15 protein-coding genes are annotated in these 16,796 nt (G+C 39.3%); 1 reads left to right on the forward strand and 14 read right to left on the reverse strand.

Annotation, left to right across the window (positions count from 1 at the left end):
• Nucleotide 1: 1 nt before the first annotated feature.
• The 11 genes from rpsP to FC65_RS00170 form a co-directional block, all read right to left on the reverse strand.
• On the reverse strand, nucleotides 2–277 hold the full coding sequence (rpsP, locus tag FC65_RS00120; protein ID WP_010496203.1) for a 30S ribosomal protein S16: 276 nt from the start codon (nucleotides 275–277) through the stop codon (nucleotides 2–4).
• A 132-nt stretch (nucleotides 278–409) separates the two neighbouring features.
• Nucleotides 410–1,843 (reverse strand): signal recognition particle protein, encoded by a 1,434-nt coding sequence (ffh, locus tag FC65_RS00125; protein WP_056971044.1) that lies wholly within the window; start codon nucleotides 1,841–1,843, stop codon nucleotides 410–412.
• Nucleotides 1,844–1,857: 14 nt separating this feature from the next.
• Complete coding sequence (locus tag FC65_RS00130) at nucleotides 1,858–2,202, reverse strand: putative DNA-binding protein (RefSeq protein ID WP_010496206.1); 345 nt, start codon at nucleotides 2,200–2,202, stop codon at nucleotides 1,858–1,860.
• A 10-nt stretch (nucleotides 2,203–2,212) separates the two neighbouring features.
• Nucleotides 2,213–3,499 (reverse strand): signal recognition particle-docking protein FtsY, encoded by a 1,287-nt coding sequence (gene ftsY, locus FC65_RS00135; protein WP_056971045.1) that lies wholly within the window; start codon nucleotides 3,497–3,499, stop codon nucleotides 2,213–2,215.
• Nucleotides 3,500–3,549: 50 nt separating this feature from the next.
• Nucleotides 3,550–7,095: a chromosome segregation protein SMC gene (gene smc, locus FC65_RS00140; protein ID WP_056971046.1), complete on the reverse strand. Its 3,546-nt coding sequence runs from the start codon at nucleotides 7,093–7,095 to the stop codon at nucleotides 3,550–3,552.
• An 18-nt stretch (nucleotides 7,096–7,113) separates the two neighbouring features.
• On the reverse strand, nucleotides 7,114–7,818 hold the full coding sequence (gene rnc, locus FC65_RS00145; protein ID WP_010496210.1) for a ribonuclease III: 705 nt from the start codon (nucleotides 7,816–7,818) through the stop codon (nucleotides 7,114–7,116).
• A gap of 204 nt (nucleotides 7,819–8,022) precedes the next feature.
• Nucleotides 8,023–8,268 (reverse strand): acyl carrier protein, encoded by a 246-nt coding sequence (gene acpP / locus FC65_RS00150; RefSeq protein ID WP_056971047.1) that lies wholly within the window; start codon nucleotides 8,266–8,268, stop codon nucleotides 8,023–8,025.
• A 126-nt stretch (nucleotides 8,269–8,394) separates the two neighbouring features.
• Complete coding sequence (plsX, locus tag FC65_RS00155) at nucleotides 8,395–9,432, reverse strand: phosphate acyltransferase PlsX (protein WP_056971049.1); 1,038 nt, start codon at nucleotides 9,430–9,432, stop codon at nucleotides 8,395–8,397.
• Nucleotides 9,433–9,525: 93 nt separating this feature from the next.
• Nucleotides 9,526–11,571 carry an ATP-dependent DNA helicase RecG gene (gene recG / locus FC65_RS00160; protein ID WP_056971050.1) on the reverse strand — a complete coding sequence of 682 codons (2,046 nt, stop codon included), beginning with the start codon at nucleotides 11,569–11,571 and terminating at the stop codon, nucleotides 9,526–9,528.
• Between the two features lie 147 nt (nucleotides 11,572–11,718).
• Nucleotides 11,719–13,413 (reverse strand): DAK2 domain-containing protein, encoded by a 1,695-nt coding sequence (locus FC65_RS00165; protein WP_056971051.1) that lies wholly within the window; start codon nucleotides 13,411–13,413, stop codon nucleotides 11,719–11,721.
• Between the two features lie 24 nt (nucleotides 13,414–13,437).
• On the reverse strand, nucleotides 13,438–13,800 hold the full coding sequence (locus tag FC65_RS00170) for an Asp23/Gls24 family envelope stress response protein (protein WP_056971053.1): 363 nt from the start codon (nucleotides 13,798–13,800) through the stop codon (nucleotides 13,438–13,440).
• A 358-nt stretch (nucleotides 13,801–14,158) separates the two neighbouring features.
• On the opposite strand from FC65_RS00170, the gene rpmB reads away from it, so the two are divergent.
• Nucleotides 14,159–14,344 (forward strand): 50S ribosomal protein L28, encoded by a 186-nt coding sequence (gene rpmB / locus FC65_RS00175; RefSeq protein ID WP_010496223.1) that lies wholly within the window; start codon nucleotides 14,159–14,161, stop codon nucleotides 14,342–14,344.
• A gap of 149 nt (nucleotides 14,345–14,493) precedes the next feature.
• Here rpmB and FC65_RS00180 read toward each other — a convergent pair whose 3' ends face one another.
• From FC65_RS00180 to rsgA, 3 genes are all read right to left on the reverse strand, one after another.
• Nucleotides 14,494–15,150 (reverse strand): thiamine diphosphokinase, encoded by a 657-nt coding sequence (locus tag FC65_RS00180; protein WP_056971054.1) that lies wholly within the window; start codon nucleotides 15,148–15,150, stop codon nucleotides 14,494–14,496.
• A complete protein-coding gene (gene rpe, locus FC65_RS00185) occupies nucleotides 15,147–15,806 on the reverse strand; it encodes a ribulose-phosphate 3-epimerase (protein ID WP_010496227.1) in 660 nt (219 codons plus the stop codon). Before rpe ends, FC65_RS00180 begins: the two co-directional genes overlap by 4 nt.
• A 77-nt stretch (nucleotides 15,807–15,883) precedes the next feature.
• Nucleotides 15,884–16,768, reverse strand: a complete 885-nt coding sequence (gene rsgA / locus FC65_RS00190; RefSeq protein WP_056971056.1) for a ribosome small subunit-dependent GTPase A — start codon at nucleotides 16,766–16,768, stop codon at nucleotides 15,884–15,886.
• Nucleotides 16,769–16,796 lie beyond the last annotated feature (28 nt).

Raw genomic sequence — 16,796 nt, forward strand, 5'->3', positions numbered from 1 at the left:
CTTATTTCTTAGCTAACTTACTTTCGTGGAACTGCTTCATGATACCTTCCTTAGAAAGGATATTACGTACTGTATCTGAAGGTTGTGCTCCATTACCTAACCATTCCAAAATACGGTCTTCTTTCAAAACAACTTCTTCTGGTTTAGTCAAAGGATTATATGTGCCGACCGTTTCGATTTGGCGACCATCACGTGGTGCACGTGAATCAGCGACGACGATACGGTAAAATGGACGCTTCTTGGAACCCATCCGCTTCATACGAATTTTAACTGCCATACTCTAACACCTCCTACATATTTTCTCAACGTTTATAAATATAACAGTTATTCTCTTGCCTGTAAAGGAAAATTTCTTGACACATGAATTATTTTTGTCTTGTCAACTAAAAAATGATGGGTTTAAGCAAAATTATCTGCGTTTGCGCGCTTTTTTCAGCTTCTTCAACTTTTTCTTTTTATTTTTACGAGCCATTTTATTCATCGACATTTTAGCCATTTTTCCTTGCATGCCGCTACCAAATAAGTTTTCCATCCCTGAAAAATTTCCATTGGAAACTTTGGCCATCATATCGCGCATCTGTTTAAACTGTTTGATCAGCCGATTAACTTCTTGGACAGAACGACCAGAGCCAGCAGCAATCCTCCTTCTACGACTCGGCTTTAAAATATCAGGATCTTCACGTTCTTGCGGCGTCATCGAATAAACGATTGCTTTAGTATGGTCCATGTCTTTGGGGTCGATCGAAGCATTCTTTAAAGCAGAATTATTTGCCATACCAGGGATCATTTTCATAATATCTTCCATAGAGCCCATATTTTGTACTTGATCTAATTGCTCAAGAAAGTCATTAAAGTCAAAAGTATTGGCCCTCATCTTTTCTTGCAGATCTTGGGCTTTCTTTTCATCATAATCCCTTTGAGCTTTTTCGATCAGCGTCATCATGTCGCCCATACCCAAAATTCTGGAAGCCATCCGATCTGGATAAAAGACGTCTAAATCAGCCATCTTTTCACCCTGACCGATAAATTTGATTGGTTTGCCAGTCACAGCACGGATCGAGAGGGCCGCACCACCCCTGGTATCACCATCAAGCTTAGTCAAGATAACACCAGTGATATTTAATTGCTCATTAAAACCTTCGGCAACTTCCGTAGCATTCTGCCCTGTCATCGAGTCAACCGTCAATAAGACTTCATCTGGACTTGCGAGTTTTTGAATGTCGGCAAGTTCTTGCATCAGTTTTTCATCGATCTGCAAACGTCCGGCTGTATCAATAAACACATAGTCGTTTTTATTTTCTTCGGCGACTTTTAAGCCTTCTTCAACGATCTTGACAGGAGAAACATCAGTCCCCATATCAAAAACAGGCAAATCATTTTCAGCGCCCAGAGTTTTCAACTGATCGATAGCAGCTGGACGATAAACATCGGCTGCGATCATCAGAGGTCGAGCATTTTGTTCATTTTTTAATTTCAATGCCAGTTTGCTGGCCGTAGTAGTTTTACCAGCCCCTTGCAAACCAACCATCATAATAACAGTCGGGATCTTAGGCGACTTATTTAAGGGTACTGCTTGCTCCCCCATCACCTTGACCAGTTCTTCGTTAACGATTTTTACTATCTGTTGTGCCGGAGTTAAACTTTCAAGGACCTCGGCCCCAACAGCGCGACCACGCACAGTCTTAACGAAATCCTTGACCACACCAAAATTAACATCGGCTTCTAAAAGAGCTAAACGTATCTCACGCATTACTTCTTTTACATCTGACTCACTGATCTTACCTTTGCGGCGTAACTTGCCGATCGCATTTTGTAATCTTTCAGTCAATCCTTCAAATGCCATTATTTACCTCGCTTTCATCCCTGATCTTCTGTATCTTCTATCAACGAGATCAACTTTAATAAACGTTGGTCATTTTGATAGTATTGATTAACGTATTCTACCAGAGAATCTATTCTTTTATTTCGTTCTAAAAAATCACGGTATAAATGTAATTTATTTTCATATTTTTCTAAAGTCTGTTCGGTCCTCTTTATATTATCATAAACAGCTTGGCGTGAAACATCAAAATTTTCAGCAATTTCACCTAATGAATAGTCTTCACGATAATATGAACCAATGTATTGCATCTGTTTATTTGTCAAAAGTTCCTCGTAAAAATCAAACAATGCATTGATACGATTAGTTTTTTCTAATTCCATCACTTTTCACCTATTCTGCTGGTTGTGCAACTAGATCTTTAAACAAACCGTAAACAAATTTTTCTGCGTCAAATTCGCGCAAATCATCCATCTGTTCACCCAATCCGACCAATTTAACAGGTAAATGGAGCTCGTTTCTGATCGCCAAAACGATCCCGCCTCTAGCAGTACCATCTAATTTGGTTAAAACGATCCCGCTAACTTCAGTCACATCTTTAAACTGCTTGGCCTGTGTCAACGCATTTTGTCCAGTCGTAGCGTCCAAAGCAAGTAAAACTTCCTGTGGACTTTCTGGTAATTCTCTTTGGATCACACGTTTGATTTTAGCCAACTCATTCATCAAGTTTACTTTATTCTGCAACCGACCAGCAGTATCGACCAATAAAACATCATAATCATCATTTTGTGCTTTTTTGACCGCATCAAAAACCACAGCTGCCGGATCACTTTGTGCTTGCTTTTTAACAATATCAACATTGACCCTTTGTGCCCATTCGTCTAACTGTTCGATCGCACCCGCTCTAAATGTATCACAGGCCGCTAATAGAACTTTCTTGCCTTCTTTTTGATACTTATGAGCTAATTTACCGATCGTAGTGGTCTTACCAACACCATTGACGCCGACAAATAAAAAGACTGTCGGACCGCTCTTAGCAAAATGCAAGGAATTGTCTTCTTCTTGGCCTTCTTTTTCGTATAGGTCAACTAACTTCTCCACGATAGCATCCGACACATCAGCTTTAGACTTAGCATTACGTAACTTAACCTCATCTTGCAGCTCATCGCTGATCTTAACGGCGGTTTCAAAGCCAACATCAGATTCTATTAAAGTTTCCTCCAAATCATCAAAGAAATCTTCATCAACATGACGAAAATTAGCCAATAATGCGTTGATTTTTGCGCCGAATCCCTGACGTGACTTTTTCAAACCTTCATCGTAACGCTTCTCTTCATTTTCGTCTGTTTCGCTTTCATCTTTGTGATCAGAAGCGGCTTTTTGGTCCTTTGTTTCACTTTCTAAACTAGCTTTTACGTCTACTTGTTTACTTTCTATGTCTGAAGGCTCATTTGAAGGCTCATTTTCACTTTTAGTTTCATCCTGAATTTTCTGAGTGTCATTTTCTGAGGACGTAGGATCTTCAGCTTTTTTTTCATCAGCAACGGCATTTTTTGTCTCACTGTCGCTTGTCTCTTGCTGGTCTTGTTTTTCCGTTTTTTCTTCTTGTTGCTTTTGTTCCTCGTCCTCAGACTGTTCAGGACCAGAAAAAGCACGTTTTAGTTTATCAAAAAGTCCCATGTTTATTCTCCTCCCGTGTTGGTACAGTGTCTATTTTAACAAAGTGACCATTAAATTACATCTTCTAATGAAACAGATACCATGCGAGAAACACCAGAATCCTGCATAGTGACCCCATATAAAACATCGGCTTGGACCATAGTCCCTTTACGATGTGTAATAATAATAAATTGTGTCTCGTGATCAAGACGCCGTAAATATTGCGAATAACGAGCAACATTGGCATCATCAAGAGCAGCCTCGGCTTCATCCAAAACTGCAAAAGGTACCGGACTAACTTGTAAAATCGCAAACAGCAAGGCAATAGCTGTCAAAGTTCTTTCTCCACCGGATAACAGACTTAACTGTTGCGACTTCTTGCCTGGCGGCTGAGCCGTGATCTCGATGCCGGTTTGTAATAAGTCGCTGGGATCAGTTAAAGTTAAATAAGCATTTCCGCCCTCGAATATTTGCGGAAAAACCTGGGCAAAAGCAGCAGCAACCTTTTCAAAAGTTTCCTTAAAACGTGTCTTGACCTCATTATCCATCTCTGCCATACTGCTTTCTAACTGTGCTTTAGCAGTCAATAGATCAGTTTGTTGCTGTTGCAAAAATTCATACCGTTCACTGATCCTTTCAAATTCCTTGATCGAGCCCAAGTTAACATCACCCAAATCATCCAAGCCCAATTTCAAAAGTTTTAATTGATGTTTAACTTGCTTAGCGTCTCGCTCTATCTCTTGTTGAGAAGCGTACTCGTAACTCATTCCATACTGCTCTGACAAATCACTTAAATTACGGTCAAGTAAGGTGTTAACTCGACTTAAAAGGATCTGCTTTTGTTGTTGTTCATCTCTAGTTGCTTCCTGTAATTGACTGACCCTTTGTAATTTCGCACTTTCTCGACTTAGTTTTTCTTTTAGCTCTGCTTTATTAGCAGCTAGTTCATTTTGTAAAGAACTAGTCTCCTCGATCCTCTTGGAAATATCGGTCAGCTTAGTCTTTAAATCTTGCTCACTTGTATCATTTAACCGGTTTTTCTCAACTAAATCATGACTGATAGTCGTTTGCTTTTCGATGAGTTCTTTTAGACGTTCTTTTTGATTCTCAACTTCTTTTAGCTGAATCTTGAGTGTATCTAAACGTTCATTTTCGACAGCGACTTTTTGTTTGATCTCAACGATTTGTGCTTCATATTTTTTTTGAAAATCAGAAGCAGCTGTAGTTGCCGTTTGCTTTTCTTGTAGCAATGATTGTAATTGGTTGATTTTTGATCCTGTTTGAGCCTGTTGCTCTTTTGTTTCACTGACTTGTTGCGCAATTTTATTCTCTTGCTCGTCTCTTTTTGCAAGAGCTTGTCGCAAATTATCATAGTCTGTTTGCTTATGCTTGACGATATAAGATAACTCCGCATACTTTTTTGCGAAAGCTTCATATTCATCCTTGGCTTTGACCGTCTGACTTTCTAACTGGTCAACTTTGTCACGCAGTTGTCTTCGTTGATCCGCAGCCTTTTTTCCAGCAACTTCGAGCTCTGCCAATTTTTGCTGCATTATTTGTACGTCGGAACGTAAATGGCTATACTGCTGTTTTTGCTCCAAAAGTGCAAGGTGTTTTTGTCTGCCAGTACCACCGGACATCGAACCCCCAGCATTGATGACTTCACCCTTTAATGTAACTATACGCACAGCATGATTACTAACTTTTGCTGCCTGTAATGCTACCTCAAGGTTAGAGACGATCACAGTTGTCCCTAAAAGATAATTTAATACGTTCTGGTCATCTGAGCCCATTTTGACCAACTGACTAGCGACACCGAAGACTCCCACGATGTTAGCAAGTTTATCAGCTGCACTAGTTGCTATATGGCGCGGCTTAACTGTATTACGCGGTAGAAAAGTAGCACGCCCCAGACGTTTTTTATTTAAATATTCAATGCCTCGTTTAGCAGCATTTTCATCAACTGTCACAATATTTTGCAGCTGACCACCCAGAGCTGTTTCGATCGCAGTACTGAATTTGGGAGATAATTCTAAAAGTTCCGCAACTGAACCGATCACACCAGACAATTGCTTTTTAGCTTGTAAAACATTCTTAGCGCCTTGATAATAGCCGCTATAGTTGGCTGAGACTCTGTCCAAAGTTTCTAACTGTGTTTGTGCCTTATGCATGATATCACTAGCAGAATACCACTGCTCTTTTTTTTGCTGATACACTTTTTCACTGTCAGACAACTCATTTTGGACACTTGTTGCTTGATCTTCTATTTGAGTATACTTACGCTTACTTTGTTCCATCTCAATGGCCAGTGAATCTTGTTGGCCGATCAACTGCTCAAGTTCCGCTTTTTGTGAACGCAGCTGATCATCTTGTACTTTGCTGACTTTTAAATTTTCCTCTTGTTCTTGCTGTAAATACTCTAACTTACTAGTCAAAGAGGAACGATTTTGCACTAACTTTAAAATTTGTTGCCTAATATCGTCAATTTCACTAGCTAATTGTGCCGGATCAGTATTTTGTCTATTTCTTAGATCCCTTAACTGCCGTTGCAATTGAGATAAGCTATTTTCCTTATCATTAACTTGATTTTTCAAGTCATTAAAGCGCAGTTCACTTTCTTGCAGGTCGCTTTTATTGTCTGCCAGCTGTTCTTTAAGTTCTGCTAACCTCTCTTTTTGAAAAGTACGTTCTTGCTGTGACATCTCTTGCTTACCAGACATTCGCTCTTTTTGCCTGGCCAATTCCAAAAGCTGCTTGGAAGTCAGAGTTGCTTTTTGTTCCAACTCTTCATTTTCTTTTGTTAATCTATTAGTAGTTTCTTTTTGCTGCTTATTTTGGAGATCATATTTTGCAAACAAATGATTTGTTTTTCTCAACTCACCATTAGCAGTATCGACCTGCTCTTTAAGCTCTTCAATTTCTAAAACAAGATCGCTCAATTTAAAATGGTCATACTGCTTTTTTTGTTTCAGATAATCCTTGGCAGCACTAGCTTGCTTTTCAAGGGGTTCTCTTTGTTTGTCCAATTCAATGATCACATCGGCAACACGATCCAAATGGTCTGTTGTTTCCATCAGTTCGGAGCGGGCTTTTAGCTTCTCTTTTTTATACTTAGAGATCCCTGCAGCTTCCTCGATCAAATATCTGCGATCCTCCGGCTTACTGTTAAAGACTGATTCGACTTTTCCCTGAGAAATTATGGAAAAAGAATTACGCGAAACACCTGTGTCCATAAACAGTTCGCTAATATCACGCAGTCTGACATTTTTATTATTGATCAAAAATTCACTTTCACCGCTGCGATATAAGCGCCGGCAAATTACAACCGATTCTGGTAACCTCTTCAAAGTTTGATCTGTATTATCAAATTCAATGCTCACTTCTGCGCGGTTTAACGATGCCCTTGATTCTGAGCCGCCAAAAATAATATCGGCCATTTTATCTCCACGCAAACTCTTAGCTGACTGCTCACCTAATACCCACCGTAAAGCGTCAATAATGTTACTTTTACCGCTGCCATTCGGACCAACAATACCTGTCAAACCGTCGGTGAACTCGATCTTGGTCTTATCTGCGAAGGATTTGAAGCCATTCAGCGTTAACGCCTTTAGTTTCAATGAACACTCCTCCTTACATTACTTCGTGGCTGTTTTGCCAAATTTTTTCAATGCCTGAGCGGCCGCAGCTTGTTCACCAGCTTTTTTGGAATAACCAGTGCCTTCGCCTAATTGTTCGCCATTTGCATAAACAGCCATTCGGTATAGCCGCTCATTATCAGGGCCTTCTTGATTGACTAATTTATATTCTATCGAACATTCACCATCTTTTTGCAAATATTCTTGTAATTCTGTTTTATGGTCAAAGAAATGGTCGAACCAGCCCATATCAAGTTTAGGAAAGACGACTTGTGAAATAAAATCTACTACGACCGACTTTCCTTGATCCAAATACAACGCACCAATAAAAGCTTCAAAGATATCACATAACAGTGACGGACGCTTTCTGGCATCTGCTTTTTCCTCACCTTTTCCTAAACGAATGTATTCATCAAAGTGACATTCCTTAGCAAACTTACTAAAGCTATCCTCGCAGACCATTGCCGCACGGAGTCGAGAAAGTTTTCCTTCCGGCATAGTATCATAACGTTTGAATAAATATTCTGAAACACAAAGCTGCATTACTGCATCTCCTAAAAACTCAATGCGTTCATAAAATTTCAAATTTTCTTTTGGATGTTCATTGACATACGAGGCGTGTGTAAATGCCTCATCTAATAAATTTTGATTTTTAAAATCAATTCCGAAATCATCTTTTAAATGCTTTGTTAAACCAATTATCAATACGATTACCCCTTTTTTAAATTTTTGTCCGAACAACAGTGCAAATAATGAACTAAGCCTGGCTTTATCTGATTTAGGAGAAACATCCACCATGTTACCTAGTAATATTTCTCCTAAGTCCAATATGGACCCGGGCCAATTTCAAACGCTTTTCTATAAAAAAAACTGGCACATCCGGCCAGTTCATCAAAATAATTATCAAGCTTAGTCTTTTTGGTGAGCAGAGATATACGAAACTGCTTGACCGACCGTAGCCAATTTCTCAGCATCATCATCTGAGATCTCGGCACCAAATGTGTCTTCTAACTCTAAAACAAATTCAACAATATCGATTGAATCTGCATCCAAGTCGTCTTGAAAACTTAAATCGTTGGTAACTTTCTCTGCAGGATAATTAAAACGATCTTCAATAATATTTGCAATCTTAGCAAAAACTTCTTTTTCCGTCATACTATTTACCTCACTCATATGTCAGTATTATAATTTTATCTTTTTCTAGATAAATTGTCCAGTACATCAGAAATATCAAACTTCAGAAAAGATAAGTCTAATATTTTTCTTGCATCTCATCTGATGCTATTTTTCAGCATTTTCCGAGTCGCTTGCCTGTGCTTGTTTTTGTTGGGCTGAGAAATACTCCGTAAAGTTTGGCAGCATTTGCCCATCGATCATGCTTTTGATCTGCTTGATGGTATAATAGACAGTTTTACCATCACTTGCGCCATGCGCTTTAACAACTGGCGCCTTAACTCCTAGCAAAACTGCTCCACCATATTGAGATTGATCCATTTTACTCTTGATTTGTCCCAAGCTGGACTTCAATAACAAAGCACCTAGTTTACCTGAAACTCCTGCATTCATGATCGTATTTTTTAACAAGTGCATCACAGAAGATGCCGTGCCTTCAATTGCTTTTAAAACGGCATTGCCCGTAAAACCATCTGCGACAACAACATCACAAACACCGTCTAAAAGATCCCGTGACTCAACATTCCCAACAAAATTGATCGACTTGTCAGCTGCTATCAATTTATGGGCTTCCAAGTTCAACTTGCTGCCCTTATGTGGTTCGGTACCATTATTTAACAAACCGATCCGCGGCTCCTTGATCCCACGAACACTGGTAGCATAATATTTGCCCAAAAGAGCATATTGATACAGCTGTTCTGCCTTACTATCAGCATTAGCCCCACTGTCTAATAAATTGAATGATTCGTTATCAGAACTGACCACAGGTAAAGTTGAAACCAAGCCAGGACGACTTATCCCCTTGATACGACCGACCAATAATAAACCTGCTGCCAATAAAGCACCGGTGTTCCCACATGAAAACAACGCGTCTGCCTCACCATTTTTAACTGCAGTGGCAGCCATGACCATTGATGAATTCTTTTTCCGTCGAATAGCACGAACAGGTTCATCATTCATATCTATTTGTTCATCCGCCTGTACAAGCGTGATCCTTTCAGTATTATGGATCAAAGGATCGATCTGAGCCCGATCACCATATAACACGAATTCGACATCTAAAAACTCATCTCGTGCTGTTTCAACACCTTCAACGATGGTTTGTGGCGCATTATCTCCGCCCATTGCATCTACAGCTATTTTCAATATTTATCATCCTTTCAGGAATTATGCATAAGATTGCTGATCAGTTAATCATAGCAAATTTTTTATGCTTGTGCTCATTTTACATCTAAAAATTCAATCGAATCCCGCTGGCTGGACTATTCTTCTGCGCAAATAATTGATCAATTCAGCATTTTCCGTCTTTCTCTCAAAATCCGGAGCATTGATGATTGCATGCGCTTCTTGCTGCGCGATTTGTAAAATATTAAGATTTTCAACTGGATCGCCAACTTTAAACTCAGGTAGACCCGCTTGTTTCGATCCTAAGACTTCACCCGGCCCTCGCAATTCTAAATCTTTTTGTGCGATCAAAAAACCGTCATTAGTTTGCACCATCGTTTCCATCCGCGCTTTGCCATAATCATTTTTTGGATCTGCAATCAATATACAATATGACTGAGAACTACCGCGCCCGACCCTGCCGCGCAATTGATGAAGCTGTGCCAAACCAAAACGATCAGCATCTAAAATTAACATTACAGTCGCATTAGGAATATCGATCCCAACTTCAACTACTGTCGTAGATACTAAAATAGAATACTTCTTATCTTTGAAATCTTGCATGACCTGATCTTTTTCTTGACTCTTTAGTTGACCATGAAGTAACCCTACTTTAAATTTAGGCTCAAACAATGAACTCATTTTTTGATAAACTTCTTGAGCATTTTGCAATTCGACCATTTCAGACTCCCCAATTAATGGAGAGACCACAAATGCTTGAGCTCCAACCGCGACTTGTTGAGCTAAAAAATTGATAGCCTCATTAACTTGCTTTTTAGAGAACCAATCAGTTTTGATTGGTTTACGATTTTTGGGCAGCTCATCAATAATAGAAACATCCATTTCGCCATAACTCGTAATAGCCAAGGTCCGCGGGATCGGAGTCGCTGTCATCGCAAGTACATCAGGATCATTTCCCTTTAATCGCAAAATTTTACGTTGTTCCACTCCAAAACGATGTTGTTCATCGATCACCACAAAACCTAAGTTATGAAAAATAACATCCTTTTGAATCAAGGCCTGCGTCCCGACCACAATTTGAATCTCTCCGTCTGCTAAATGACTCAATAGTTCTTTTTTTTGTGCGGTTCTGCTAGTAGAAGAACTGGTCAATAAAGCAACGTTTACCCGTAACGGTGCAAATAATTCTGCTAATTTCTCAGCATGCTGCTCGGCTAAGATCTCAGTTGGAGCCATCAAAGCACATTGAAAACCTGCCGTTACTGCTGCGTACATGGCAATTGCAGCAACTACAGTCTTCCCTGAACCAACATCGCCTTGTAACAACCGATTCATATGCAAAGAGTGATGCATATCACTGCATATTTCATTGACCACTTTCTTTTGAGCCTTAGTCAATTCAAACGGTAATTTAGCGATGAACTCTTTTAATAAATCATTATCGTAAGCAATAACTTCACCATTAGCGTGTTTATTTTTACTTTTCATGAATTGCAGTCCAGCTTGATAACGGAAAAATTCTTCAAAGATCGCGGATCTTCGTGCGAGATCAGCGGCGTGTTTGCTGGCAGGAAAGTGCATATCATGGATCATTTGTTGCCGAGACTCCAAACGATACTTTTTACGTAATGAGTCTGGAACAATATCAGCTATTAATTCGCCATATTGCTCGTAAGCTAATTTGACTAGGTTTTTGATCGTATTAGGTCTTATTTCTTTAGACGACCGATAAACTCCAGTAAAGTCATCATTAGCGTCAGCTGTAAAAAGTTTCATGCCCGTCACTCTTTGTCTTTTGACATCATACTTGCCATAAACACCGACCTCTTGCCCAGTTTCAAGACGTGAAACAAGATATGGCTGGTTAAAAAAAGTGACCATTAGCACATCTTGTCCGACAAGAAAACGGAAATTCAACCGACTCTTTTTTCTGCCGAATCTAGCCAAGACCGGTTGAGAAGCTACCGTTCCTTTGATCGTAGCTTTTTCCTGATCTGCGATCTCATCTAATTCCTTAGTACTTAGGTCATCGTAGCGAAAAGGGTAAAAGGTTAATAGGTCTTCGATCGTGCTGATCCCCAATTTGTTTAGAGCAGTGATCCTTTTAGGCCCTGCACCATTCAACACTGAAACAGGAATCAAAAGACTACGCTCATCCACATTACTCACCCTTTCCGTTATGCAAAAATTATCGTTTTTAAAACAGCGAACAGTATGACCGGTCACTGTTATATTCTACAAAAGTAAACGTCCTCTTTATTAATCACTAAAAGCTGATCGACTCGTTTTGAATCAATCAGCTAAATACTATTCAACAGAGATCAAATATGGATATAGTGGTTGATCGCCTTCATGAATTTCAATTTCAAGTTCATCATTATCAGCTAAAACAGCCTCTTTGACCTTTTGAGCTTCTGCTTGGTCACCATCCTCACCAATAATAATTGTGATTATCTCACTATCATCTTCAAGCATGGTTTTGACCATTGACAGAGTTGTTTGATAAAGATCTTTACCAGTAACGCTGATATCTCCATCAACTATTCCCATATAATCATCTTTATTGATTTGTTGACCATCAAGCGTCGTATCCCTGATTGCTTGGGTCACTTCACCAGAAATGACCGTGTCAAGATCTTCAGTCATCATCTCAACATTATCAGTAAGATCTGAACTTGCATCAAATGATAACATTGCTGTCAATCCTTGAGAGATCGACCTAGTCTTCACAACACCAACAGAAGCATCACTGACTTCAGCAGCTTGCTGGGCTGCCATAAAGATATTCTTGTTATTAGGTAAAACAAGAACTTTTTCTTTGTGAGTCTTTTTGATTGCCGCAACAATGTCTTCTGTACTAGGATTCATTGTCTGACCACCATCGAGGATCTCAGTAACACCCAAGCTCTTAAACATTTTAGCTAAACCAGCTCCAGAGCTGATCGAAATTATCCCATAATCACCGGTATCGACTTCAGGAATTTCCTCTTCTGCTTGTTCCTGTTGTTGATCATCTTTTTCCAAAATAGTTTCGTGTTGAAGACGCATATTATCTAATTTAACTTTGACAAGTGAACCAAACTTTTGACCAAAAGACAAGACATCTCCTGGATGTTCAGTATGCACGTGAACTTTTACTACTTCGTCATCGGCAATGACCAGTAGTGAATCGCCAATTTCTGCTAAATGTTCACGAAACTTGTCATAATCAAATTTAGAGTCAACCAAGCGTCCATCACCTAAACGCACCATAATTTCTGTACAGTATCCATATTTGATATCTGCAGTATTCAGCTTACTTTGAACACTCTTGTGATGTTCGGCATTGACCATTTCATCCATTTCTTGAACTGAAGGTTGATATTTATCTGCTTCTACACTTTCATTACCGCTCAAAGCATCAAAAAATGCTTCATAAACGAAAGTTAAGCCCTGTCCGCCTGAATCCACTACCCCAACTTCTTTTAAAACCGGCAACTGTTCAGGTGTTTGAGCTAAGGCTTTCTTTGCAGCTTCATACGTATCAGAAAGCACTTGAATGCAATCATCAGAATTTTTAACGCGTGCACGTGCAGCTTCAGCGGCTTTACGTGCAACAGTTAAAATCGTTCCTTCAGTAGGTTTCATCACTGCCTTATAGGCCGTTTCAACACCACTAGAGATCGCATCAGCTAAGTCTTGGGCTGACAAAGTCTGTTTTTTAGCAGTGCTTTTTGAAAAACCCCGGAAAACTTGAGAAAGTATCACACCCGAGTTTCCTCGAGCTCCCATCAATAGCCCTTTTGCTAAAGCCGATGACAATTCACCGATTTTTGTTGAAGTGGATTCTTTGACATACTGAGCTCCACTTGCAAATGACAAACTCATATTTGTCCCGGTATCTCCATCCGGAACAGGAAAAACATTTAAAGAATTTATAAATTCGGCATTATTATTTAAACGGTTAGAAGCAGCCATTATCATTTTCCGAAATTCTTTATCAGTAATCGTTACAACTTTCAAATCTTACTTCCTCCTTGGCCGCGTTTAGTCTTCAATGACTTTAACGCCTTGAACGAAAACATTAACGGATCTAGCCTTCAATCCAAGCATTGATTGTAAATTATATTTAACTTTATCTTGGACATTGCGACAAACTTCTGAGATTTTTGTCCCATACCCCGCAATAATATAGACATCGATCGCAATACCGTCATCTTCTTGGCGGACTACTACACCCTTTGAATAATTATCACGCTTTAATATCTCGTTTAAATTGTCACGGATCTGGTTTTTACTTGCCATTCCGAAAATTCCAAAAATTTCCGTCGCCGCTCCACCAACAACAGTTGCGATCACATCATTACTAATGTCAATATTGCCTAATTGGTTCTGAATTTTTACAGCCATAAAAACAGCCTCCTTGCTATTGATAGACAATCACTTATTATTTTATCATACGAATTTGTCAAATCCAAACTAAGCTCGGATTTACTTGCTCGACAAAACAGGCTTTATAATAAGGCAAGCTCCCTGTGTAGTAAATAACTTTACTTTGAACATCTGCTTGATCAGTCGCTTACACTAAATATCACAGAAGTCAAACTACTTAATTTTAGCGAGACAAAGTCTATCTTGCAAATTAATTGACTGCCAAGTGATTTTACTTTACAGAAAAATCTTGCAATTACCCTCTTATTATGATAATTTAGTTTAGTGAGTAAAGCAACTTAGTTCGCTGTAAAGAGATTAAGGAGGAACATTGATAATGGCAAAAGATTATATTACTGGCCGTAAAACTACTTTTGGCAAAAAGCGTTCACATGCTTTAAACCAAACAAATCGTAGCTGGAAGCCAAACTTGCAAAAAGTTCGTATCATGGTTGACGGCAAGCCTAAGAGAGTTTGGGTTTCTGCTCGTGCCCTAAAATCCGGTAAAGTTAAACGTGTTTAACTCTTAAAAATGGACTCCCTCATCGGTGTCCTTTTTTTATACCCAAATGTTAGCGAACCACAAAAAGAAACGGCTCTTGAGACGTTTGCTCTAATATAAGGAGCAGAAGGTCTCAAGAACCGTCTTTTTGTTAACGCAACATTTTGATATTAATCATGACACTGGATCGTACAAACAACGCCGCTTTGAAAAGAAAAACTGGTTGTATTACCGACAAATTCATTACTTGATAATGAGATCGGCTCAGCAAAGTCAACTCCATCCAATTGATATTTAGCATCATACAAATGTAAGTCAGCCACTGCATTCAAACAGACAAAAGCCAAATAATGAGTTGTCGATAATTTAGCCAGTCGATGAGTTCCCGGCAAATGAAATTTAACCGTATTCCACTTATCGACTAATTCGATCTGTTCACAGTAAGGTTTAAATTCGGGCATTAAAACAAAGAATAAATTACTCAATAATTGATCTAGCCGTGCACCAGTAGCTCCATAGATCACAATTTTATCGAATTGCAGCTCCTGGATGATATAGCGCAAGGCTAACATCGTATCAGTAACATCCTCTTTTTTTGGTCGTATCACACTTTTAGTCGCTTTTTCCTTAACTAACTGAATCTCTTCAGCCATCGATGAATCAAAATCACCCACTGCTAGGACCGGCTTAACTCCGCATTTAACGAGCCTGACTGCTCCATAGTCGGCTCCGACCCAAACCTCATCGTCTGCAGCTTGCCTTAAATGATCTGCAAGGTCATCTGGCCAATCGGAAACTGGTCCTCCGACCAATAGGTTTACGATCATATGTGAGTTTCGCTGCCTTTCCGGAGCGCAGTAATACTATCAGCAGGAACATCAGCACCAAAAATATACGACCCTGCAACTATAACATTCGCTCCGGCAGCCAGAGCTTGTTTAACTGTTTGATCATTCAAGCCGCCATCAACCTCAATATCATAGTTTAAATTATTTTTCTTTTTGGCATCAGCTAATTGTTTGACCTTAGTCATTGTTTCGGCTAAAAATTTCTGGCCTCCCATTCCAGGATCGACCGTCATTACGAGGACCTGGTCAACCATTGGCAAAACTTCACTGATCATACTGACTGGTGTGCCTGGGTTGATCACAACCTCAGCTTTCATTCCAGCGCTTTTAATCAATGACAATACAGAGTGAAGATGCGGCGTAGCTTCAGCGTGGACACCCATGATGTCAGCCCCTGCTTGAGCAAAATCAGCGACATATTTCTCTGGGTCTTCAACCATCATGTGACAATCGAAGACTAAATTTGAATGTGATCGCAATGCTTTGACTACATTAGCACCAAAAGTCAAGTTAGAAACAAAGTGGCCGTCCATTATATCAATATGCAAGTATTCAACACCTGCATTTTCAACTACTTCAACATCGTGTGCCAAATTAGCAAAATCTGCACTCAAAATCGATGGAGCAATTTTCATACTATCACCTCATTAAAATAATTAACCAAAATATTATAGTATATCTTTCAACAAGCTCAAAGAAAACTGACCCACTTTTAATTATATTTTGGTTTTCTTTTTGCAATATCACTTTGAAATTGCACATAGTTCTCGTACCTGCTTGCTAAAATCGTTCCATCTTCGTAGGCTGCTTTAACAGCACACTGGGGTTCTTTGAGATGTAAACAGCCGCGAAATTTGCAATTATCTTGCAAAGCAACAAAATCCGGATACAACAGTGGTAATTCTTCTTTGCTAACATCCAGTATTTCAAATGAAGAAAAACCGGGCGTGTCCGCAATCAAGTTGTTTTGAATTTGTCGTAAAGTAACACGCCTGGTAGTATGTTTTCCCCTGCTTAAAGCCTTGGAAACTTCTGCTGTTTTTAAATTTAATCCAGGAGCGATCAGATTTAAAAACGTAGACTTTCCAGCTCCAGTCTGTCCCATAACTACGATCACTTCCGAACTGACTTGTCCCAAAAAATCATCTTTTATCTCTTTTGGATCCTCCTTAGAAAAAATAAAACATGGAAAATACTGCTGATAATAATCAACCAACTTAACTAATTTTTCCCTCTCATCTTGGCTAAGAAGATCTGCTTTAGAAAAATAAAGCATAGGCGCAATATTATTATTGCGCAGAGATGCTAACTGCCGATCTAACAAGTTAGTCGATAATTTTGGTTCCACACAAGCAGTGACTACGATTGCCCTGTCAACATTTGCGACCGGCGGCCTGACTAAACTATTTTTTCGTTCTAAAATTTTCAACAGATAGCCCTCACGTTCATTATCGGCTTTAAATTCTACCCAATCTCCAACATAAGGAACTTCTTTTTTATTACGAAAATTTCCCCGAGCGCGAGTTCGGTATATCCGTTCATCAGCCAGTACATCAAAATATCCACTTAATGACTGGATTATCTGTCCTTTAACCAAATTGCTTCCTGCCTTTCTTAGTCACCTC

Source organism: Ligilactobacillus acidipiscis DSM 15836, assembly GCF_001435755.1.
GTDB lineage: Bacteria > Bacillota > Bacilli > Lactobacillales > Lactobacillaceae > Ligilactobacillus > Ligilactobacillus acidipiscis.